The sequence below is a fragment of the Muricoccus radiodurans genome, assembly GCF_050154705.1.
GTDB classification, from domain to species: domain Bacteria; phylum Pseudomonadota; class Alphaproteobacteria; order Acetobacterales; family Acetobacteraceae; genus Roseomonas; species Roseomonas radiodurans.
Window position 1 is genome coordinate 29,274 of sequence record NZ_CP189561.1, and the last position, 19,055, is coordinate 48,328.

At 71.5% G+C, this 19,055-nt stretch carries 21 protein-coding genes; 19 read left to right on the top strand and 2 right to left on the bottom strand.

From position 1 onward, the window contains the following. Positions 1–168 precede the first annotated feature (168 nt). The 14 genes from ACP6CK_RS00175 (at position 169) to ACP6CK_RS00240 (ending at position 13,751) form a co-directional block, all read left to right on the top strand. Positions 169–876, top strand: a complete 708-nt coding sequence (locus tag ACP6CK_RS00175; protein WP_426956754.1) for an RraA family protein — start codon at positions 169–171, stop codon at positions 874–876. Then, entirely contained in the window at positions 873–1,277 is a 405-nt protein-coding gene (locus ACP6CK_RS00180; protein ID WP_426956755.1) for a hypothetical protein, read from the top strand. Before ACP6CK_RS00175 ends, ACP6CK_RS00180 begins: the two co-directional genes overlap by 4 nt. Next, positions 1,274–1,933, top strand: coding sequence for a class I SAM-dependent methyltransferase (locus tag ACP6CK_RS00185; RefSeq protein ID WP_426956756.1), 660 nt, complete (start codon positions 1,274–1,276; stop codon positions 1,931–1,933). Before ACP6CK_RS00180 ends, ACP6CK_RS00185 begins: the two co-directional genes overlap by 4 nt. Positions 1,934–1,963: 30 nt before the next feature. After that, positions 1,964–3,220: a hypothetical protein gene (locus ACP6CK_RS00190; protein ID WP_426956757.1), complete on the top strand. Its 1,257-nt coding sequence runs from the start codon at positions 1,964–1,966 to the stop codon at positions 3,218–3,220. Between the two features lie 74 nt (positions 3,221–3,294). Next, positions 3,295–3,756, top strand: coding sequence for an acyl-CoA thioesterase (locus ACP6CK_RS00195; RefSeq protein WP_426956758.1), 462 nt, complete (start codon positions 3,295–3,297; stop codon positions 3,754–3,756). A gap of 134 nt (positions 3,757–3,890) precedes the next feature. Further along, on the top strand, positions 3,891–4,673 hold the full coding sequence (locus ACP6CK_RS00200) for a class II aldolase/adducin family protein (protein ID WP_426956759.1): 783 nt from the start codon (positions 3,891–3,893) through the stop codon (positions 4,671–4,673). Next, positions 4,670–6,307, top strand: coding sequence for an amidohydrolase (locus ACP6CK_RS00205; RefSeq protein WP_426956760.1), 1,638 nt, complete (start codon positions 4,670–4,672; stop codon positions 6,305–6,307). The genes ACP6CK_RS00200 and ACP6CK_RS00205 overlap by 4 nt, the downstream gene beginning before the upstream one ends. After that, positions 6,307–7,248 carry an ABC transporter permease gene (locus tag ACP6CK_RS00210; RefSeq protein WP_426956761.1) on the top strand — a complete coding sequence of 314 codons (942 nt, stop codon included), beginning with the start codon at positions 6,307–6,309 and terminating at the stop codon, positions 7,246–7,248. The genes ACP6CK_RS00205 and ACP6CK_RS00210 overlap by 1 nt, the downstream gene beginning before the upstream one ends. Next, positions 7,245–8,129, top strand: a complete 885-nt coding sequence (locus ACP6CK_RS00215) for an ABC transporter permease (protein WP_426956762.1) — start codon at positions 7,245–7,247, stop codon at positions 8,127–8,129. Before ACP6CK_RS00210 ends, ACP6CK_RS00215 begins: the two co-directional genes overlap by 4 nt. Before the next feature lie 16 nt (positions 8,130–8,145). After that, positions 8,146–9,753: an ABC transporter substrate-binding protein gene (locus tag ACP6CK_RS00220; protein WP_426956763.1), complete on the top strand. Its 1,608-nt coding sequence runs from the start codon at positions 8,146–8,148 to the stop codon at positions 9,751–9,753. A gap of 20 nt (positions 9,754–9,773) precedes the next feature. Beyond that, on the top strand, positions 9,774–10,166 hold the full coding sequence (locus ACP6CK_RS00225; protein WP_426956764.1) for a VOC family protein: 393 nt from the start codon (positions 9,774–9,776) through the stop codon (positions 10,164–10,166). Next, on the top strand, positions 10,163–11,593 hold the full coding sequence (locus ACP6CK_RS00230) for an amidohydrolase family protein (RefSeq protein ID WP_426956765.1): 1,431 nt from the start codon (positions 10,163–10,165) through the stop codon (positions 11,591–11,593). The genes ACP6CK_RS00225 and ACP6CK_RS00230 overlap by 4 nt, the downstream gene beginning before the upstream one ends. Beyond that, positions 11,590–12,624 carry an ABC transporter ATP-binding protein gene (locus ACP6CK_RS00235; RefSeq protein WP_426956766.1) on the top strand — a complete coding sequence of 345 codons (1,035 nt, stop codon included), beginning with the start codon at positions 11,590–11,592 and terminating at the stop codon, positions 12,622–12,624. Before ACP6CK_RS00230 ends, ACP6CK_RS00235 begins: the two co-directional genes overlap by 4 nt. Further along, entirely contained in the window at positions 12,621–13,751 is a 1,131-nt protein-coding gene (locus ACP6CK_RS00240) for an ABC transporter ATP-binding protein (protein WP_426956767.1), read from the top strand. Before ACP6CK_RS00235 ends, ACP6CK_RS00240 begins: the two co-directional genes overlap by 4 nt. A 180-nt stretch (positions 13,752–13,931) precedes the next feature. Here ACP6CK_RS00240 and ACP6CK_RS00245 read toward each other — a convergent pair whose 3' ends face one another. After that, positions 13,932–14,384, bottom strand: a complete 453-nt coding sequence (locus ACP6CK_RS00245; RefSeq protein ID WP_426956768.1) for a hypothetical protein — start codon at positions 14,382–14,384, stop codon at positions 13,932–13,934. 4 nt (positions 14,385–14,388) lie between these two features. After that, entirely contained in the window at positions 14,389–14,940 is a 552-nt protein-coding gene (locus ACP6CK_RS00250; RefSeq protein ID WP_426956769.1) for a hypothetical protein, read from the bottom strand. A gap of 258 nt (positions 14,941–15,198) precedes the next feature. On the opposite strand from ACP6CK_RS00250, the gene ACP6CK_RS00255 reads away from it, so the two are divergent. From ACP6CK_RS00255 to ACP6CK_RS00275, 5 genes are all read left to right on the top strand, one after another. Next, positions 15,199–16,365 (top strand): iron-containing alcohol dehydrogenase, encoded by a 1,167-nt coding sequence (locus tag ACP6CK_RS00255; protein ID WP_426956770.1) that lies wholly within the window; start codon positions 15,199–15,201, stop codon positions 16,363–16,365. Further along, a complete protein-coding gene (locus tag ACP6CK_RS00260) occupies positions 16,358–16,915 on the top strand; it encodes a sigma-70 family RNA polymerase sigma factor (protein ID WP_426956771.1) in 558 nt (185 codons plus the stop codon). The genes ACP6CK_RS00255 and ACP6CK_RS00260 overlap by 8 nt, the downstream gene beginning before the upstream one ends. Next, positions 16,912–17,595 (top strand): anti-sigma factor, encoded by a 684-nt coding sequence (locus tag ACP6CK_RS00265; RefSeq protein ID WP_426956772.1) that lies wholly within the window; start codon positions 16,912–16,914, stop codon positions 17,593–17,595. The genes ACP6CK_RS00260 and ACP6CK_RS00265 overlap by 4 nt, the downstream gene beginning before the upstream one ends. Before the next feature lie 24 nt (positions 17,596–17,619). Further along, positions 17,620–18,123, top strand: coding sequence for a hypothetical protein (locus ACP6CK_RS00270; RefSeq protein WP_426956773.1), 504 nt, complete (start codon positions 17,620–17,622; stop codon positions 18,121–18,123). Positions 18,124–18,184: 61 nt separating this feature from the next. After that, positions 18,185–18,970 carry a DUF4394 domain-containing protein gene (locus tag ACP6CK_RS00275; RefSeq protein ID WP_426956774.1) on the top strand — a complete coding sequence of 262 codons (786 nt, stop codon included), beginning with the start codon at positions 18,185–18,187 and terminating at the stop codon, positions 18,968–18,970. Positions 18,971–19,055 lie beyond the last annotated feature (85 nt).

A 19,055-nucleotide genomic window follows, 5' to 3' on the forward strand; every position in this document is an offset into this window, starting at 1 on the left:
AGGCCGCCCCCCCGGCCGAACAAGCCACCGCCACCGGATGTCACGCGCCGGCCCTGGCCGGCCGGTCCCGCCCCACGCCACATGGGTGCCCGGACGTCTCTCCCGACCCGCGTTGCCCGAACGCCCCGCTGCGGCGATGCTGCGCCACCCCCGGAGGAATCGCCCGACATGTCCGAATACCCCTTCACCGCCGAGGACCTCGAAGCCCTCCGCGCGTGGGACACGCCGACGATCTGCAACGCGCTGGAGATGGTGGCCCCGCACCGCCGCGGATACGGCTTTACGGTCCGTCAGATGGTCCCGGCGTCCACCAGCCTTCCGCCGATCTGCGGCCTGGCCCGCACCGGCACGATCCGCGCCGCCGCTCCCTCCGGCCGCGCCGCCGAGGTGGATCGTGCCGCCCGCACCGGCTGGTACGAGTACGTGGCCGACGCCGCCCTGCCGACGATCGTCGTGCTCCAGGACCTGGATGACACGCCGGGCGTCGGCGCCTTCTGGGGCGAGGTCCACACCGCCGTCCACAAGGCGCTCGGCGCCCAGGGTTGCGTGACGAACGGCTCGATCCGCGACCTCGACATGATCGCGCCGGGCTTCCAGCTCATCGCAGGCGTCGTGAATCCCTCCCACGCCTATGTCCACATGGTGCAGTACGGCCAGGAGGTGACGGTCCACGGCATGGCCTGCCACCACGACGCGGTGGTCCACGCAGACCGCCACGGCGCCGTCGTCATCCCGCACGACGCGGTGCGCAAGATCCCCGCCGCCATCGACCTCGGCGCGCGGCGGGAGAAGGTGATCCTCGACCTCTGCGCCTCCGCCGACTTCTCGGTGGCCAAGCTGAAGGAGGCGCTGTCGCGCGCGGACGAGATCCATTGAGGCGTCTCGCGCTCCTCCTCGCACTGGTCGCGGCCCCCGCCGGGGCCGTGACGCCGGTCGCGACCGAGGACGCGCTCGATCCCGCCCGCGCGGCGTTTGCCGGGCGATCGCTCGCCGCCTGCCTCCGGGACCACCCCGAGGCGGCCGTGACCGGCGCGCGGGAGATCGGGGCCATCGCCCTCATCGCGCATCTGCGCCGGCCCGACGGAAGCGTCCTCCTCTGCAACTGGCACTCCGCCCGCGGCGCCACCGTCCTGCCGGTTCGCCCGGAGGAGGGGGCAACAGCCTGGACGGGGCCGCGCATCTTCACCCTCGACCGCCGCTGCCCCGCGGCCATGCCCGTCGGGGCCAGGGACGGCGTGCCTCCGGTCGGTTGGCTCTCACCCTCGGACTGCCGATGACGCCGACCGCCCGGCGCGCGATGCATGCGCTCCACCGCGCTGACATCTACGCCGGCTTCTCGCCGCTGCGCCCACTCGACCTGCAGGGGTGGAACGGCCGGCACCCCGCCCTGGCCCGCGTGGTGGCGGAGGTGCGGCCGCAACTCGCGATCGACGTCGGCGTCTGGAAGGGCGAATCCGCGGCGACGCTCGCCCAGGCGATGCGCGCCGCGCGGCCGGATTCCGCCCTCATCGCCGTGGACACCTTCCTCGGCAGCCCGGAGCACTGGAACCCCGACCGTCCAGACCGGATCATGGACAGCCTCGGCCTCACCCATGGCTGGCCCGGCCTCTACTGGCAGTTCCTGTCGAATGTCGCGCATCTCGGCCTGCAGGACATGGTTGTCCCGCTGCCGCAGACGAGCGAGAACGCCGCCGTCATCCTCCGCCGCGCGGGTTTCCGCCCCGACCTCGTCCATGTGGACGCGGCGCATGAGTACGAGCCCGTGCTGCGGGACATCCGCCTTTTCTGGGACCTGCTGCGCCCCGGCGGCCTCCTCATCGGCGACGACCATCCCTGGCCCGGCGTGAAGCAGGCCGTAGCGGAATTCGCGACGGCGACCGGCCTCACGCCGGAGATCGAGGAGCCGAAATGGATCTTCCGCAAGCCGGCGTGACCCGCCCGTGACGCACGGCGGCGCGGTGCTGTGATCGGGACCGCCCCGGTTCGGGCGGTGGGCCTGCGGTCCTGGAACGCGCTGCGGAACCTCGGCGACGCCGTCACCGCCTGGATCGTCCGTGACCTGTTGGGGCATTCGCCCGTGGCCGTGGCGGCGGATGTGCCGCACGTCCTCGGCACCGGCAGCCACCTCTTCATGGCCACGCCGGCTTCCCGCATCTGGGGGACCGGCGTGCTGGACCCCCGGCGCACCCTGCCGCCGATCCGCCCGGACCAGATCGCGGCGCTGCGCGGCGTCCGAACGGTCTCGGCCCTGCGGGAGCGTGGCCTGGACCTGCCGGCGACGGTCCCGCTCGGCGATCCCGGCGTGCTCGTCAGGCACCTTCCGGAGGTGCGCGCCTGGCAGGCGGAGGCCGCCCGGCGCGGCCCGCGCTTTCGCGCCGCCCTGGTGCCTCACTGGTCCAGCGTCGGCCATCCCTTCTTCACCGGCTTCCCTGGCCTGGGCGACGACGTCGTGCTGGTGGACCCGCGCGACGACACCCTTGCGCCGCTGCGCGCCCTGCTGGACGCGGAGGTCGTGCTGTCCCAGGCGCTGCACGGCCTCATCTTCGCCGAAGCCCTCGGCAAGCCCAGCCTCTGGATCGCGGAGGGCGATGACCCCGCCGCCCGCTTCAAGTTCGACGACTGGTACACGAATGTCGCCGACCCGCCCGACGCGCCGCTCCCCTTTGCCGCTGTGACGCGCGATGCCTTCGGCCGGGCGCGCCCGCGCACGCCTCGCGTGGACGAGGCGGCGCTGCTGGCAGCCTTCCCTGCCGCGGCCACCGGCCTGGACGCGCCCGATCTCCGGGTGTCCTTCGATCTTGCCCGCCGCGTCTCGCCGCACCGGGTCGAGGCGGCCGGCCTTCTCCACGTCGAACCCCGCCGGCTCGACCACCTGCCGGCGGACGAGGTCCGCCGCCTGTCCGGCAACCTGGACGCCGCGCTCGCCGGGCATTACCGCGGCTGGGCCGAGCGCCCCGTCACCCTCCTGATCCGGCCAGGCTGGTCCATCCCGGACGGGCTCGCCCGCCGCCTGCGCAACTTCCTGGAGCATTACGAATCCGGGTCGCTCGCCGTCGTGAGCCAGGCCCAGGGCTGGCGCTTCCCGGACATCGAGGGCCAGCGCTGGCGCGACTGGATCGTGGTGCCCGGCCTCCGCCTCCTCGGGGACGCGCTCCTGCTCCGCCCCGACGTCCCGGCCGCGCTGGAGGGCCGGATGGACACCGTCTTCGTCCCGCACTGAACGGGCCCGGGACTTGCCCGGGCGGCTCCGTCCCGTCATCACCGCCCCGGCCTTCACAGGGAGAATCGCGGCAGGTGAGCGGGACAGAAGGGCAGGGGGCGCGTCCGGTGCTCACCCGCGTCCGCGCGGAATGGGTGGACCATTACGGCCACATGAACCTTGCCCATTACGTGACCGTCTTCGATCTGCAGACCGACGTGCTCTGGCCGGTGCTGAACCTCGGCCCCGGCTTCCGTGCCCGCGGTCTCGGCACCTTCGCCGGGGAGAACTGGGTGGCGCACAAGCGGGAGGTCGTGCTGGACGATCCTCTCTCGGCGGAGAGCGAGGTGCTGGCCCATGACGAGAAGCGCCTTCTCCTCCGCCACCGGCTCTTCCACGCGGAGGGCGGGTGGGAGAGCGCGCGGTGCGAGCTTCTCTACCTCTGCGTGGACCTGACGGCGCGCCGCGTGACCACCTGGCCCGAGGACGTGCGCGCCGCCTTTGCCGCCGCGCCCCCCGGCCCGCCCCCGGAACGGCTGGCCCTGCGCCGCCCCTGACCCGCGCCCACCCCGGCGCCACCTGCCCGCCCAAGGGGCATCCGCCGGTCCCGATGCCCCACAAACCCGGCCGTCTCGGGTTGACGCCCGCCCCGCCGGGGAAGGACCATCCCCCGCCCCAGGAGGCCCGGAGAATGAACGTTTCCCTCTACCCGGACTCGCGCGTCCCCGCCGGCATGGACCCGGCGGAGTGGCAGGTCCGCTGCGACCTCGCCGCGCTCTACCGGCTGGTCGCCCACCACCGGATGACGGACCTCATCTACACCCACATCTCCGCGCGCCTGCCCGGGCCGGAGCACCACTTCCTCATCAACCGCTACGGCGTGCTGTTCCACGAGATGCGCGCGAGCGACCTCGTGAAGATCGACCTCGACGGCAACGTGCTGGAGGAGGGGCCGCAGTCGAAGCGCGTGAACGCCGCCGGCTTCACCATCCACTCCGCCATCCACATGGCGCGCGAGGACCTGACCTGCGTGGTCCACACCCACACCGCCGCCGGGATCGCGGTGTCCGCGCAGAAGCACGGGCTGCTGCCGATCAGCCAGCACGCGCTGAAGTTCTACGGCTGCCTCTCCTACCACGGCTACGAGGGCATCGCCCTGGACCTGGATGAGCGGGAGCGGCTGATCGCCGACCTCGGCCCGACCAACAAGGCGATGATCCTGCAGAACCACGGCCTGCTCGTCGGTGGCCGCACCATCGCCGAGGCGTGGAATCAGATCTACTACCTCGAGCGCGCCTGCCAGGCGCAGGTCGCCGCCCTGGCTGGCGGCGCCGAGCTGGTCTTCCCGCCGGAGGAGGTGCGCCTGAAGGCCGCCGCCCAGTTCGCCCGCCCCACCACGCTGGAACACGCCCAGTTCGCCTGGGAATGCACGCTTCCCCTCATCGAAGGCCACGGCAAGGACTGGCGCTCTTGAGCGATTCGCTTCTCATCTCCGGCGGCCGCGTCTTCCGCGGCCTCGCGAACGGCTTCGCGGAAGCGGTCCTGATCTCCCAGGGCCGCGTCGCCGCCGTCGGCACCGCGGACGAGGTCGCGCAAGTCGCGCCGCCCGGAACGCGCCGACTGGACCTTGCGGGGCGCATCGCCATCCCCGCCTTCAACGAAGCCCACATGCACCTGCTGCCCTATGGGCTGGCCCTGTCGCAGGTGAACCTGCGCGCCGAGCAGGTGACGACGCTGGATGAGGTGCTGCGTCGCGTCGGCGACGCCGCGAAGAAGGCGCCGAAGGGCGCCTGGGTCCTGGGGCGCGGCTATGACCACGGCGCCCTGGATGTCGGCCGCCACCCCACGGCGAAGGAGCTGGACCGGGTCGCCCCGGACAATCCCGTCTACATCGTCCGCACCTGCGGCCACATGGGTGTCGCCAACACCGCCGCGATGCGCGCCGCCGGCGTTGGCCACAACACACCCGACCCCGAGGGCGGCGCGATCGAGCGCAAGAACGGCGAGCTGACCGGCCTGTTCCAGGAACGCGCCAAGCGCCTCATCGTGGACGCGATGCCGCTGCCGAGCGAGGACGCGATGGTGGACGCCATCGAGCGCGCCGGCCGGCACCTCGCCTCCCTCGGCTTCGCGACGGCGTCCGACATGAATGTCGGGATGACCGCCGGCCTGAACGAGATCGGTGCCTATCGCCGAGCCCTGGCCGATGGCCGCCTGGTCCAGCGCATGTGGCAGGTCCTGGCCGGCAATCCGGAGGGCATCGCCCAGTCCGCCTGGGACAACGGCCTGCGCCCGGACCACAAGGACGATATGCTCGCCTGGGGCGCCGTGAAGGTCTTCGGGGATGGCTCCGCCGGCGGGCTGACCGCCGCCTTCTTCGATCCGTATCTGGAGAGCGCGGGTGGCGGCACCGGCCTCTTCATGTTCCCCGACACGAAGATGCACCACCTGCTGGCGCTGTATCATCGCCAGGGCTGGCAACTCGACATCCACGCCATCGGCGACGCCGCGATCGAGCAGGTGCTCCAGGGCATGGAGGCCGCCAGCACCGCCGACATGCCCATCCTCGGCCGGCGCCACCGGATCGAGCACTGCGGCTTCCTCAACGCCGACCAGCGCCGCCGCATGAAGGCGAACGGGATCATTCCCGTGCCGCAGCCCGTCTTCATGTACGAGTTCGGCGACCTCTACGTGAAGAACCTCGGCCTGCCGCGCTCGGAGGCCGCCTACCCCATGCGCACCTGGCTGGAGGAGGGCCACAACCCCGCCGCATCCTCCGACTGCCCCGTCAGCACGGTCGATCCCTTCATCAACCTCTTCACAATGATCACGCGCAAGACGAACAAGGGCACCGTGCTCGGCCCCGACGAGACGCTCACTCCGGAACAGGCGCTGCACTGCTACACCTGGTGCGGCGCATACTCCCAGTTCGCGGAGGACCGCCGTGGCACGCTGGAAGTGGGCATGCAGGCCGATCTCGCCGTGCTGTCGAAGGACATCTTCTCCATCGCGCCCGAGGAGGTCCTGAAGACAGAGGCCGACCTGACGCTGCGGGGCGGCGCTGCGATCTTCGACCGCCACGACGCCCTGCGCGCGGAAGCCGCCTGATGGGTCGTCATGCCATCCAGCGCCTGCTGATGGCGATCCCGGTGCTGCTGGGGGTGGTGCTCGTCGGCTTCCTGCTGATGCAGGTGGTGCCGAACGATCCCGCCCTCGTCCGTGCCGGCCCCTCCGCGACGCCGGACGTCATCGCGGGCATCCGGCGCGACCTCGGCCTGGACCGCCCGCTCTACGAGCAGTTCGGCCTCTATATGTGGCGCCTGCTCCAGGGCGACCTCGGTGTCTCCATCATCAACAACGTCCCCGTCGCGCAGGAGCTGGCGAACACCGTTGGACCGACACTGGAGCTGATGTTCGCCAGCCTCATCTGGTCGATCCCGATCGGCATCGCCCTCGGCACGGCGGGCGCCTACTGGCGCGGCAAGCTCATCGACCGCGCGATCACCGCAATGGCGGTGGCCGGGGGTTCCATCCCCGTCTTCTTCCTCGGCCTTCTCCTCATCTGGTATGTCGGCTTCAAGCTCCAACTCCTGCCCTTCACCGGCCGAGGCGGCCCGATCTGGACGGAGGACGGCTTCAAGGCGATCGTCCTTCCCGCGCTCACCCTCGGCGGCACCTTCATCGGCCCCGTGGCCCGCATGACCCGCACCGCCGTGCTGGACGTGCTGGGCGTGGAGCACGTCCGCACCGCCCGCGCGAAGGGCCTCGGCGAGTTCGCCGTCGTCACCCGCCACGCCCTCCGCAACGCGCTCATCCCGGTCGTCACGCTCATCGGCCTGCAGATCGGCTTCCTCCTCGGCGGCGCCGTGGTGACGGAAACCGTCTTCTCCTGGCCCGGCGTCGGGCGCCTCGCCGTCGGCGCCATCCTGTCCGCCGACTTCCCGATGGCGCAGGGGACGATCATCGTCCTCTCCCTCGGCTTCATCCTGATCAACCTCATCGTGGACGTGCTCTACGCCGCCCTCGACCCGCGGATGCGCACGGCATGAGCGCGACCACTGACGCCCCTGTCGTCGCCCAGGAGGTTGCCCCGCCCAGGCGCCCCGGCACCCTGGCGCGCCTGCTGCGCGAGCCGGCGGCGGCGATCGCCCTGGTTCTCGTGGCGCTGGTGATCCTGGCAGCGGTCCTCGCTCCCTGGCTCGCTCCAACGGACCCCTACGACAACGACCTCTCCAAGGCGATGCAGCCGCCGGGGTCGGAAGGCCTGCCGCTCGGCGCCGACAGCCAGGGCCGGGACATGATCACGCGCCTTCTCTTCGGTCTGCGCGTCTCGCTCCTGATGGGCCTCGCCGCCGTGGTGCTGGGTGGCGGCATCGGCGCGCTGATCGGCTTCACCGCCGCCTTCTATCGGCGCCTCGATAGCCTCCTGATGCGGCTGATGGACGTGATGCTGTCCTTCCCCGCCATCCTCTTTGGCCTGGCGCTCGCGGCCATCTTCGGTCCCGGCATCCCCGCCGTCGTCCTGGCGCTCTCCGTCGCCACCATTCCCCTGATGGCCCGCATCGTTCGCGGCAGCGCGCTCGCCGTCCTCGGCCTTGACTACATCGAGGCCGCCCGGGCCACCGGCATGTCCGATGCGCGTCTCATCCTGCGCCACGTGGCGCCGAACTGCCTCTCCGCGATCTTCGTCTTCGCGACCCTGCGCTTTGGCCAGGTGATCCTGCTGGGCTCTGCGCTCTCCTTCCTCGGCCTCGGTGCCCAGCCGCCGGTGCCGGAGCTCGGCGCCATGGCTTCGGACGGCCGCAACTTCCTCTTCTTCGCCCCGCATATCGCGGTGGTCCCCTGCGTCGCGATCTTCGCCGTGGTGCTCGCCTTCAACGTGCTGGGCGATGCGCTGCGCGATGCGCTTGATCCCCGCCTCCGCGTCTGAACCAGAGGAGACAGAGATGAACAGGTGGATTTATGCGGGCCTCCTGGCCCTGTCGGTCGCGGTGCCCGCCGCGGCACAGGTCCCGGAAGCGCAGCGCATCCCCGGCACCCCGCGCAACACCCTGACGGTCCTGCGCGAGATCGACGCCGACAACTACGACCCGCCCCGCTCCACCGCCCGCGGCGCCGGCGAGCTCGTCTACATGATGAGCGACACGCTCGTGTCGCTGGACTGGGACCAGCGCACCGTGCGCCCCGGCCTCGCGGAATCCTGGACGGTCAGTGAGGACGGCAAGCTCTACACCTTCCGCCTGCGCCGCGATGTCACGTTCTGCGACGGCAAGCCCTTCACCGCCCGCGACGTGGTCTACACCATCAACCGCTGGATCAACCCGGAGACCCGCTCGCCCGTCCGCTGGCGCGCCGGCCCGGTGAAGGAGGTCCGCGCGGTCGACGACTACACCGTCGAGTACGAGCTGAACGAGCCGTACGGCGAACTCCTCTACCAGCTCACTCTCTTCTTCGCTTCCATCGTGGACCAGGCGAGCGTCGAGCGCCTCGGCGCGAACTTCGGCGTGCAAGGCTTCAACGGCACCGGCCCCTACTGCTGGGTCTCCTGGTCGCCGCGCGGCGACTTCGTGCTGCAACGCCACCCGAGCTACCGCTGGGGCCCGCCGATCTACCAGAACCCCGCCCCGCAGGTGGACCGCATCGTCTGGCGCGTCATCCCCGAGGCCAATACCCGCCTCGCCGCCCTCCAGACCGGCCAGGGCGACGTGACGCAGTACATCCCCTATGTCGCGCTGAACCAGCTTCGCGCCGTGCCGAACCTGCGCGTCACGCGGCAGCAGAACTACTTCTGGGACTTCTTCCTCGGCTTCAAGGTGGACAAGCCGGTCGTCTCCGACCCGGTCATCCGCCGCGCCGTGAACCTGGCGGTCAACCGCCCCGCCGTCGTCCAGGCCACCTTCTTCGGCGCCGCCGACCCGATGCGTGGCTACCTCAACCCGAACGTTGCCGGCTTCGACGCCCAGGCGGCCGGCCTGGTCCCGCAGTTCAACGCGGAGGAAGCCCGCCGCATCCTGGACGAGGGCGGCTGGCGCATGGGCAGCGACGGCATCCGGGTGAAGGACGGCCAGCGCGCCACCTTCCTCCTCTACGGCCTGCAGACGAATGAGTGGCGCCGGATGGCCGAGGCCATCCAGGCCGACCTCCGCCGCGTCGGCATCGAGATGCGTATTCAGCTCTGGGACGCGACCGTCGGCTGGGGCAAGCTCGCGACGCAGGAATTCGATGCCTTCGTCATGTCCTACCCCTACATCTCCGCGACGGACGGCTTCGCCCTCTACTTCGACAGCGGTAACCGCCCGACGCCGAACCGCATGAACTGGCAGGATGCGGAGACCGACCGTTTCCTCCGCATCGCGAAATCCGGCCTGACGCAGCAGGAGCGCGACGCCGCCATCGCCGGCGCCCAGCGGCGCATCGCCGAGGCCAATGTCTGGCTGCCCATCGCGCATGAGCAGCTCTGGCTCGCCTCGACCCAGCGCGTGGAGGGTGCGCGTCCGCACGGCATCTACGGCGTGGCCCTCTACAAGGGCCTTGACCTCCGTCTGACGCGGTAGGGCAGGGGAGGGCGACCGCGATGCTCGACCACCTCGGCTTCGCGGTCGCCGACTACGCGCGCTCTCGCGCCTTCTACAGCGCCGCCCTGGCCGCCTGCGGCTGGGGCATCCACTCCGAGGACGCGAACTCCATCATGTTCGGCCCTGAAGGCCGCCCCCAGCTCTGGATCGGCGCGCCTGAGATCGCGGGCAAGCCGCCGGGCCACATCCACTTCGCCGTGCAGGCCGCGACGCGCGCCGCGGTGGACGCCTTCCATGCCGCGGCGCTGGCCGCCGGCGGCGCTGACAACGGCGCGCCGGGTCTTCGCGCGCAGTATCACCCGAACTACTACGCCGCCTTCGTCATCGATCCGGACGGCCACAACGTCGAAGCCGTCTGCCACGCTCCGGGAAGCGCCGAGGACCAACAATGACCACCGTCATCCGCAACGCCGACGTCGTCGTCGCCTGGGACGCGTCCGAGCAGCAGCACATCTACCTGACGGACGCGGACGTCGCCTTCGATGGCGGCGCACTGACCTTCGTCGGCCGCGGCTACACCGGTCCGGCGGACGAGACGATCGAGGGCCGTGGCCTGATGGTCATGCCCGGCCTCGTGAACATCCACTCTCATCCGTCTTCCGAGCCCATGAACAAGGGCCTGCTGGACGAGATCGGCTCGCCCGGCCTCTACAACTCCTCCCTCTACGAATACATGCCGATCTTCCGCGCCGATGCGGAAGCGGTCCCTCACTGCGTCAGGGTCGCCCTCTCGGAACTCCTCCTCTCCGGCGTCACCACCGTCGCCGACCTCTCGATGGCGCATCCCGGCTGGCTGGACCTGCTGGCGGAATCCGGCCTGCGCGTCTGCATCGCACCGATGTTCAAGTCGGCCCGCTGGTATACGAAGAACGGCCACGTCGTGGAGTATGAGTGGGACGAGGCCGCCGGTGAGAAGGCCATGGCCGAGGCCCTGACCCTTATCGACCGCGCCGAGCAGCATGAGAGCGGCCGCCTCTTCGGCATGGTCGTCCCGGCGCAGATCGACACCTGCGCCCCCGGCCTGCTGAAGGAGAGCAGCCAGGAAGCGAAGATGCGCGGCCTCTCGTGGCAGATCCACGCGGCCCAGTCCGTCGTGGAGTTCCACGAGATCACCCGCCGCCACGGCCTGACCCCGATCGGCTGGCTCGACAGCATGGACCTGCTGAACGACCGCGCGATCATCGGCCACGGCATCTTCCTGGACGACCACCCCACCACGCCCTGGCACACCCGCACCGACCTGCAACGCTTGGCCGAGACGGGCACCACCGTGGCCCACTGCCCCACCGTCTTCGCGCGGCGCGGCATCACCCTGAAGCACCTCGGCCGCTACAAGCGGACCGGCGTGAATGTCGGTCTCGGCACCGACACCTACCCCCACAATATGCTCGACGAGATGCGCCTCGCGGCCTACCTCGCCCGCACCCAGGCCACCGATCCCCGCAGCCTCACGACCACCGAGCTCTTCGAGGCCGCGACAATCGGCGGCGCCAAGGCCCTCGGCCGCGACGACATCGGCCGCCTGGCGCCGGGCTGCCGCGCCGACTTCGTGGTGATCAACGCCACCCACCCGATGATGCGCCCGGGCCGCGACCCCGTCCGCAGCCTCATCTACGCCGCGGGCGACCGCGCGCTGAAGGACGTCTACGTGGACGGCCAGCAGGTCGTCCGTGACGGCAAGCTCCTCACGATGGACTACGAGCAGGCCGCCGCCCACCTGCACGAGGCCCAGAAGCGCATCCTCGACAAGGCGCCGTCCCAGGACTGGGCCCACCGCCCCGTCGAGAAGATCAGCCCCCCGACCTTCCGCTGGTCATGAGGCCAACCATCGCCACCGACGCACCGCCGTCCGCCGGCGCGGATTCCATCCTCCGCATCGAGGACATCCGCACGGTCTTCCCCTCCGGTTCCGGCCGCATCGCCGCCGTGGACGGCGTCACGCTGGACGTCCCGCGCGGCAAGACCCTCGGCATCGTGGGAGAGAGCGGCTGTGGCAAGTCCATGCTCTCCCTCTCGATCATGCGTCTCGTCCCGCCGCCCGGCCGCGTGTCGGATGGGCGCATCCTCCTGGATGGGCGCGACCTCGCCGCGCTCTCCCCGGCGGAGATGCGCGGAGTCCGCGGCGCCGAGATCGCGATGATCTTTCAGGAGCCGATGACCTCCCTGAACCCCGTCCACACGGTGGGGAAGCAGATCACCGAGGCCATGGCCGCCCACGACCCGAAGGCCGGCCCGGCCGAGCTGCGGGACCGCGCCATCGAGGCCCTGCGCCGTGTCCGCATCCCGTCCCCCGAACGCCGCTTCGCCGAGTACCCCCACCAGCTGTCCGGCGGCATGCGCCAGCGCGTGATGATCGCCATGGCACTCGCCTGCCGTCCCCGCCTCCTCATCGCCGACGAGCCGACGACGGCGCTGGACGTCACCGTTCAAGCCCAGATCCTCGACCTCCTGCGCGAGTTGCAGGGAGAGACCGGCATGTCCGTCATCCTCATCACCCACGACCTCGGCGTCGTCGCGGAGATGGCCGACGAGGTCGCCGTGATGTACGCGGGACGCGTGGTCGAGCGCGGCACGGCCACCGACATCTTCAACGACCCGCAGCACCCCTACACGATCGGCCTGCTCGGCAGCATCCCTCGTATCGAGGAGGAGCGCGATCGCCTCCTCGCCATCGAGGGCAGCGTTCCCCCGCCCTTCGCCCTTCCCAAGGGCTGCCGCTTCCACCCCCGCTGCCCGTTTGCCATCCACGCTTGCACGGAGGCGGATCCCCCCCTGCGCGAACTCTCCCCCGGCCACCGCGCCGCCTGCATCCGCGCGCCCGTCGAGAACGCGCTGGACGTCGCTGCATGAGCACGACCCTCGAGACCCGGGCCGGTGCCGCTGCGCCGCTGCCCGGCAACGTCCCGCTCCTCCAGGCGGAGAACCTCGCCAAGCACTACCCCGTGCGGAAGGGGCTGATCCGCGCGCGGCAGGTGGGCACGGTCCGTGCCGTGGACGGGGTTTCCTTCACCCTGAATCGCGGCGAGACCCTGGCGCTGGTCGGGGAATCCGGCTGCGGGAAGTCCACCACCGCCCGCCTCGTCATGCGCCTGATCGAGCCCAGCACCGGCACGATCCGCATCGCCGGCGAGGACGTGACGCACCTTACCGGCGCCCCGCTCCGCGCGCTGCGGCGCCGGATGCAGATCGTCTTCCAGGACCCCTATGCCAGCCTCAATCCTCGGCTGACCGTCGCCGACACCATCGCCGAGCCCATGGCCGTCCACGGCATCGGCAGCGCCAGGTCCCGTCGGGAGCGCGTGCTGGATCTCCTCCGCCTCACCGGCCTGCGCAACTTCCACGCGGACCGCTACCCGCACGAATTCTCCGGGGGCCAGCGCCAGCGCATCGGCATCGCCCGCGCCCTGGCAGTGGAGCCGGAGATCATGGTGCTCGACGAGCCCGTGTCGGCGCTCGATGTCTCGATCCAGGCGCAGGTCGTGAACCTGCTGGGCGACCTGCAGCGCCGCCTCGGCCTCTCCTACCTGTTCATCGCGCACGACCTTGCGGTGGTGAAGCACGTGGCCGACCGTGTCGCCGTCATGTATCTCGGCCGGATCGTGGAGATCGCGCCGAAGCGCGAACTCTTCGCCAATCCGCGGCACCCCTATACCCGCGCCCTGCTGGCCGCGATCCCGCGCCCCGACCCCTCACGCCGCGGCGGCGTCACTCCTCTCGGTGGCGACCTGCCCAGCCCGATGGCCGTTCCGCCGGGCTGCCGCTTCCACACGCGCTGCCCCATGGCGCAGGCGATCTGCCGCACGGAGGATCCGCCGCACCACGCGATCGGCCCCGGCCACACCAGCGCCTGCCACTTCGCCGAGGCGCTGCCGCCGATGGCCGCCGACACGGCGGCCGCCCTCCCGCCCATCGCCGCCCGCAGGCTCGCGGCCTATGCCGCCCGGCTCAGCGCCGCGTCGCGGCCCACAGCGGGCTGACGCCACGACCGCCGGCCGGGACCTGCAGGGCCGCACCGTCGGTCCGCACGCGCTCTTCCCGGACCTGGACGGCCGCCACGCGTCGCCCGGCGTAGCGCCCGACCGGACAGGACACGCCGTCCTCGCCCCGATGCCGTCCGGAGTCTCGATGGAGCAATCGGCCGGCGCCGTGCCGCCCCGTCAGGGCGCGGCAGCGCCCAGGGGCAGGCCGAGGGCCTGGGATAGCGGCCCGAACAGGTCGGTCTCGTAGTAGCGCGGGTCGTCCACCTGGACGTCCTGGCCCTCGATCCGGACATAGGCGTCGGCCTCGATGCCCGTGCGCCCGGCATCCAGGCGTCGCTGCTGCAGGGTGATGCGTTGGAAGGGCCACCGGGTCGCGGCGATTCGCCCAGCCCCCACATCCACCTCGGCCATCCGGAAGCCGCGGTCCTGGAGCGTGGCGGCCATGGCCCGCATCACCTGCTCGCCATTTCCAGTCGCGACGACGCGGTTCTGCACCACCCGTAGGTCCTGCGCGCTACGCGCGACCGGCACAGGCCCGGCCTCCGCCGGCGGACGGGCGCAGCCCGGCGCGCCCAGCGCGAGGCCGAGGAGAAAGACAGCGCGGCGCGCCGACCTGGACATCAGCGCCATCGGATCAGCTCCGCCCCGTCGGCGCGGGCTGACCCGCCAGCCGCGCCGTCACCCGGTCGAGGAAGCCCTGGTACACGGATTCCCGCCGAATGATCGTCACGCTCTCCTGTCCGTTCGTCTGCTGCTCGCGCAAGTCCAGGGACACGCGCAGCCGGGTGCCGCCACCGGCGACCGGCTGGGTCACGAGCGTGCAGCGCGCATCCGTCCGGGCGACGATCCGCCCGCCGGCCCCCGGGCCGAGCAGCACCGCCAGGGCGATCCCGACGGCGACCTGCCCCGCGATCTGCCCGTCCGACATGTCCCGCCGGTTCAGCCCGCCGACCACGCCGATCGTCGGTGCGTCCACCACCACCTGGTATCCGTCCTCCTCCGCCACCGCGCGAGCGGCGGCGAGCACGGCAGCCTCGCCCTGCGGGAACACACGGATCTGCCGTTCCCGCAGATCGGCGAGACGGTCGGCAGCGCTGGCACCGCCGAGCGCGACGCTGTTCGCGTCCAGGCAGCCGGGAAGCAGCAAGATCAGGCAGGCGCTGAGGCAGCGGAACGCGGTGTGCAAGATGTCGAGGACTCCCACGAGCCCCACGAATGGTAAAACCTTACCGGGGCCTTCTTCCGCTTAACGAAACGGAAAAATTCCTGCAACCTGGGAGATCTCCTTTCCGTGAGAGCTGTGCTCTGGCGGTCATCGGCCCCCGCGGGCCTCAGCGATGGGTCGGGAGACTGATCGGGCGGCGCCGGCACGGACCTCCCCGGCGGTCATTTGCACTGGACAGAGCGCCACCCCAAACTGCGCGCTCCGAGGGAAACGCCAGAGATGCTCACCACACTCGTCGCCCCGCGCCTGATCCTCGCCGGGGGTGGCGCCGTCGCGAAGGTCGCGGATGTCCTCGCCCAGCTTGGCCTGTCCCGTCCCCTGGTGGTGACGGACCCCTGGATGGTGTCCTCCGGCACGGTGAATCGCTGCCTCGATCCCCTGCGCGCCGCCGGCCTGGCCGCCGAGGTGTTCAGCGACACCGTCCCAGACCCCACCGACACGGTGATCGAGGCGGGCGTCGCCGTCCTGAAGGCCGGCACCTATGACTGCCTCATCGGCTTCGGCGGCGGCAGCCCGATGGATACGGCGAAGGCCATGGCCATCCTGGCCGCGGCGCCGGACGGCGCCCACATCCGCGACTTCAAGATCCCCGCCCAGGCGAACCGGGCGGCGCTGCCCGTCATCGGCATCCCCACCACCGCCGGCACGGGGTCGGAGGCCACGCGCTTCACCGTCGTCACCGATACCGCGCGGGACGAGAAGATGCTCATCGCCGGACTCGGCGCCCTGCCGCTCGCCGCGATCGTGGATCATGAGCTGACCTACACCGTCCCGCCCCGCATCACCGCCGACACGGGCATCGACAGCCTCACCCACGCGCTGGAAGCCTTCGTCAGCGCGAAGAAGAATGTCTTCTCCGACGACTATGCCCGCCAGGCCATGCGTCTGATCGCCCCCAACCTCCGTAAGGTCTATGCGAACCCGAGGGACGAGGAGGCGAGGGAGGCGATGATGCGCGGCGCGACCCTGGCCGGCCTGGCCTTCTCCAACGCCTCCGTGGCGCTGGTGCACGGCATGTCGCGCCCGATCGGCGCGCATTTTCACGTGCCACACGGCCTATCCAACGCCATGCTGCTTCCCGCCGTGACGCGATTCTCCCTTCAGTCCGCCCTGCCGCGCTACGCCGAGGCCGCCCGCATCATGGGCGTCGCGGACGCGCGGGAGGGCGACCAGTCCGCCGCCACCCGCCTCGTCGAGGAGCTGGAGGCCCTGAACGCGGAGCTCTCCGTTCCGACACCCCGGGCCCACGGCATCGAGGAGTCCCGCTGGAACGGCCTGCTGGACACCATGGCGGCCCAGGCCCTTGCCTCCGGCTCCCCTGCGAATAATCCGCGCGTGCCCGACGCCGCGGAGATCGTCGCCCTGTACCGCCAAGCCTATGGCTGAGGGCATCGCCACCCTGGGCCGCCCCGAGCTCGCGGATCACCTCCGCGGGGTCGCCGCCGGCGATCCCGACGCTCTGCGCCGCCTGTACGAGGCGCAGTCCTCCCGCCTCTTCGGCATCGCCCTCGCTATCCTGCGGGACCGCGACGCCGCGGCCGATGCGTTGCAGACCGGCTTCCTCCGCATCGCCAACCGGGCGAACCAGTTCGACCCCGCGCGCGGGGAGGCGGCGGCCTGGCTCGGCGCCATCGTGCGCCACGCCGCCCTTGATCTCGCCCGCGCCCGCGGCCGGGAGACTCCGACCGACGACCCATCGCTCGGCGATGCTCCGGTGGAGCCCGAGGCGCTCGACCGCATCGCCGCCGAGCAGGAGGGCGCGCGGCTCCGCGACTGCCTCGCCCTGCTCGACGCGCGCAACCGCCAGGGCATCGTGCTCGCCTTCGTCCACGGCCTCTCCCACGCCCAGATCGCGGCGCGGCTCGAGGAGCCGCTGGGCACGGTGAAGGCCTGGATCCGCCGCGGCCTCTCGCGCCTTCGGACCTGCCTCGCATGATCCCGCAGGAGCCCGAGGAACTGGACCTTCTCGCCGCGGAGCACGTGCTCGGCACGCTCGACGCACGCGATGCCGCCGAGGTCGAGCGCGCCCTGCCCACCAATGCCGCGCTGCGCGATGCCGTGGCGCGCTGGGAGCGACAGCTCGCCCCGCTCACGATCCTTGCGCCGCACGTCGCGCCACCGGCCGATCTCTGGCCGCGCATCGCGGCCGCCCGGGCGGCCCAGGCGACCGCTCCCGTGGTCCCGCTGCACCGGCCGCGCCTCTGGCAGGGCTGGGCCATCGGTGCCACCGCCGTCGCCGCCGGCCTCGCGACGCTCCTGCTTGTCCGACCGCCGGAGACGGAGCGGATGATGACCGTGCTGCTCACCAGCCGCGACCAGCCCGCCTGGGTGGTGGAAGCCGCAGGCGGCGAACTCCGTCTCGCCGGCATCAATGCCCGTCCCACGGAGCCCGGCCGCGTGCAACAGCTCTGGGCCCTGCCGCCGGGAGCGACGGCACCGACATCGCTCGGCCTGATCCCGTCGGATGGGCGACAGACCTACTCGACGACCGCCATCCGCCCGGTGCCCGGCATGCTCATCGAGATCTCGCTCGAACCGCCGGGCGGCTCTCCCACCGGCCGCCCGACCGGCCCGATCCTCTTCATCGGCCGGCTCGCGGAGGCACGGCCGTCATGACGCGCGGCGCATGAGCGCGGGCGCGTGACGCGGGGTCGGGCGGGGCTGCTCCTCGTCGCCGTGCTCCTCTCCGCCACGCGCGCCGCCGCGCAGCCGCTTCCACCGGAGGTCGAGTCGGCGCGCACGGCCTTCTCCGAGGCTTGCCGACGCGCCGGCGGCACGGCCACCTTCGGCGACGGCTTCCTGCGTCGCGCCAACATCACGCCCGACGGACGGCCGGACTACGTGCTCGACGCGCGCGCCATCTCCTGCCCGACAGACTCACTTCTCTACTGCGGGTCCGGCGGCTGCGACGTGATCGTCATCGCCTCCGTCGGCCGCACCTATCGCCGCATCCACGACACCACCGCGCGCGGGGTCGCGCTGCGTCCGCGCGCACGCGGCGACCTGCTTCTCCTGACGCTCCACGATTCTAGTTGTCCGCCCGCACGTCCCGCCTGTCAGGCCGCGCTCGCCTGGAACGGACGTCGCCTCGCGCCGTGGCGCGATTCCATCACGAACACGACACCCCTGCGTCCAAACCGCTGAAGCCTCCGTAAGGCGGGCAGCGGGACGACAGCGTTCCGCTCCCCTCCTCGGAGAGAAACGCATGTCCCGAACCCTCCGCGCCGCCCTGCTCGCCGGCGCTGCCTTCCTCGGCCTGACGGGCGGTGCGGGCGCGGCAACCCTGATCGGCCTCACGGCCGAGGGAAGCCTCGTCCGCATCGACACCGAGACGCGCCGCGCCTCCGCCCCGGTCCGCGTGACCGGCGCGAACGGCGCGCTGCTCGGCATCGACGTGCGTCCGCGCGACAACATGCTGTACGGCGTCACGGCGGCCGGTCAGATCGTGCGGATCGACCCGATGAGCGGCCGCGCCACGCAGGTCTCGATGCTGAACCAGCGCTTCGAGTCCGGCGGCCGCGCCGTGGTGGACTTCAACCCCGTGGCGGATCGCCTGCGCCTGATGGGGATGAGCGGGATGAACTTCCGCGTCAACGTGGACACCGGCGAGGTCGCGACGGACGGCCAGCTGAAGTACGGCGCGGACACGCCGCTCTCCGGCACGCAGCCGCGCATCACCGCGGGCGCCTACACCAACAGCATGATGGGCGCGACGCAGACCGCGCTGCTCACCATCGACAGCGCCCTGGGCCAGCTCAACCTGCAGGCGCCGCCGAATGACGGCGTGCAGGGGATGCGCGGGCAGATTGCCGGCGGCGTGCCGGCGGGCGCCGCCTTCGACATCCTCTCCGACGGCACGACGAACACCGGCTATCTTCTGGCCGGCGGCGTCCTGCACACGCTCAACCTGGAGAACGGCACCCCGACCGCGCTCGGGCCGGTTTCCGGCAACACCGTCGGCGACATCATCGACATCGCCGCGATGCGCTGAGAACGGCGGGCAGTAGCCCCGACCGGTCATACCTCAAGACCTCGGGGGGGGGCGAAGCACGTCGCCCTCTCCCCAGACGTTCTCC

Coding starts and splice junctions, on each gene's coding strand:
- ACP6CK_RS00265 (WP_426956772.1), top strand. CDS start 16,912: ATGATCCCGCAGGAGCCCGAGGAACTGGACCTTCTCGCCGCGGAGCAC.
- ACP6CK_RS00230 (WP_426956765.1), top strand. CDS start 10,163: ATGACCACCGTCATCCGCAACGCCGACGTCGTCGTCGCCTGGGACGCG.
- ACP6CK_RS00210 (WP_426956761.1), top strand. CDS start 6,307: ATGGGTCGTCATGCCATCCAGCGCCTGCTGATGGCGATCCCGGTGCTG.
- ACP6CK_RS00185 (WP_426956756.1), top strand. CDS start 1,274: ATGACGCCGACCGCCCGGCGCGCGATGCATGCGCTCCACCGCGCTGAC.
- ACP6CK_RS00275 (WP_426956774.1), top strand. CDS start 18,185: ATGTCCCGAACCCTCCGCGCCGCCCTGCTCGCCGGCGCTGCCTTCCTC.
- ACP6CK_RS00200 (WP_426956759.1), top strand. CDS start 3,891: ATGAACGTTTCCCTCTACCCGGACTCGCGCGTCCCCGCCGGCATGGAC.
- ACP6CK_RS00175 (WP_426956754.1), top strand. CDS start 169: ATGTCCGAATACCCCTTCACCGCCGAGGACCTCGAAGCCCTCCGCGCG.
- ACP6CK_RS00235 (WP_426956766.1), top strand. CDS start 11,590: ATGAGGCCAACCATCGCCACCGACGCACCGCCGTCCGCCGGCGCGGAT.
- ACP6CK_RS00245 (WP_426956768.1), bottom strand. CDS start 14,384: ATGGCGCTGATGTCCAGGTCGGCGCGCCGCGCTGTCTTTCTCCTCGGC.
- ACP6CK_RS00260 (WP_426956771.1), top strand. CDS start 16,358: ATGGCTGAGGGCATCGCCACCCTGGGCCGCCCCGAGCTCGCGGATCAC.
- ACP6CK_RS00225 (WP_426956764.1), top strand. CDS start 9,774: ATGCTCGACCACCTCGGCTTCGCGGTCGCCGACTACGCGCGCTCTCGC.
- ACP6CK_RS00240 (WP_426956767.1), top strand. CDS start 12,621: ATGAGCACGACCCTCGAGACCCGGGCCGGTGCCGCTGCGCCGCTGCCC.
- ACP6CK_RS00255 (WP_426956770.1), top strand. CDS start 15,199: ATGCTCACCACACTCGTCGCCCCGCGCCTGATCCTCGCCGGGGGTGGC.
- ACP6CK_RS00220 (WP_426956763.1), top strand. CDS start 8,146: ATGAACAGGTGGATTTATGCGGGCCTCCTGGCCCTGTCGGTCGCGGTG.
- ACP6CK_RS00215 (WP_426956762.1), top strand. CDS start 7,245: ATGAGCGCGACCACTGACGCCCCTGTCGTCGCCCAGGAGGTTGCCCCG.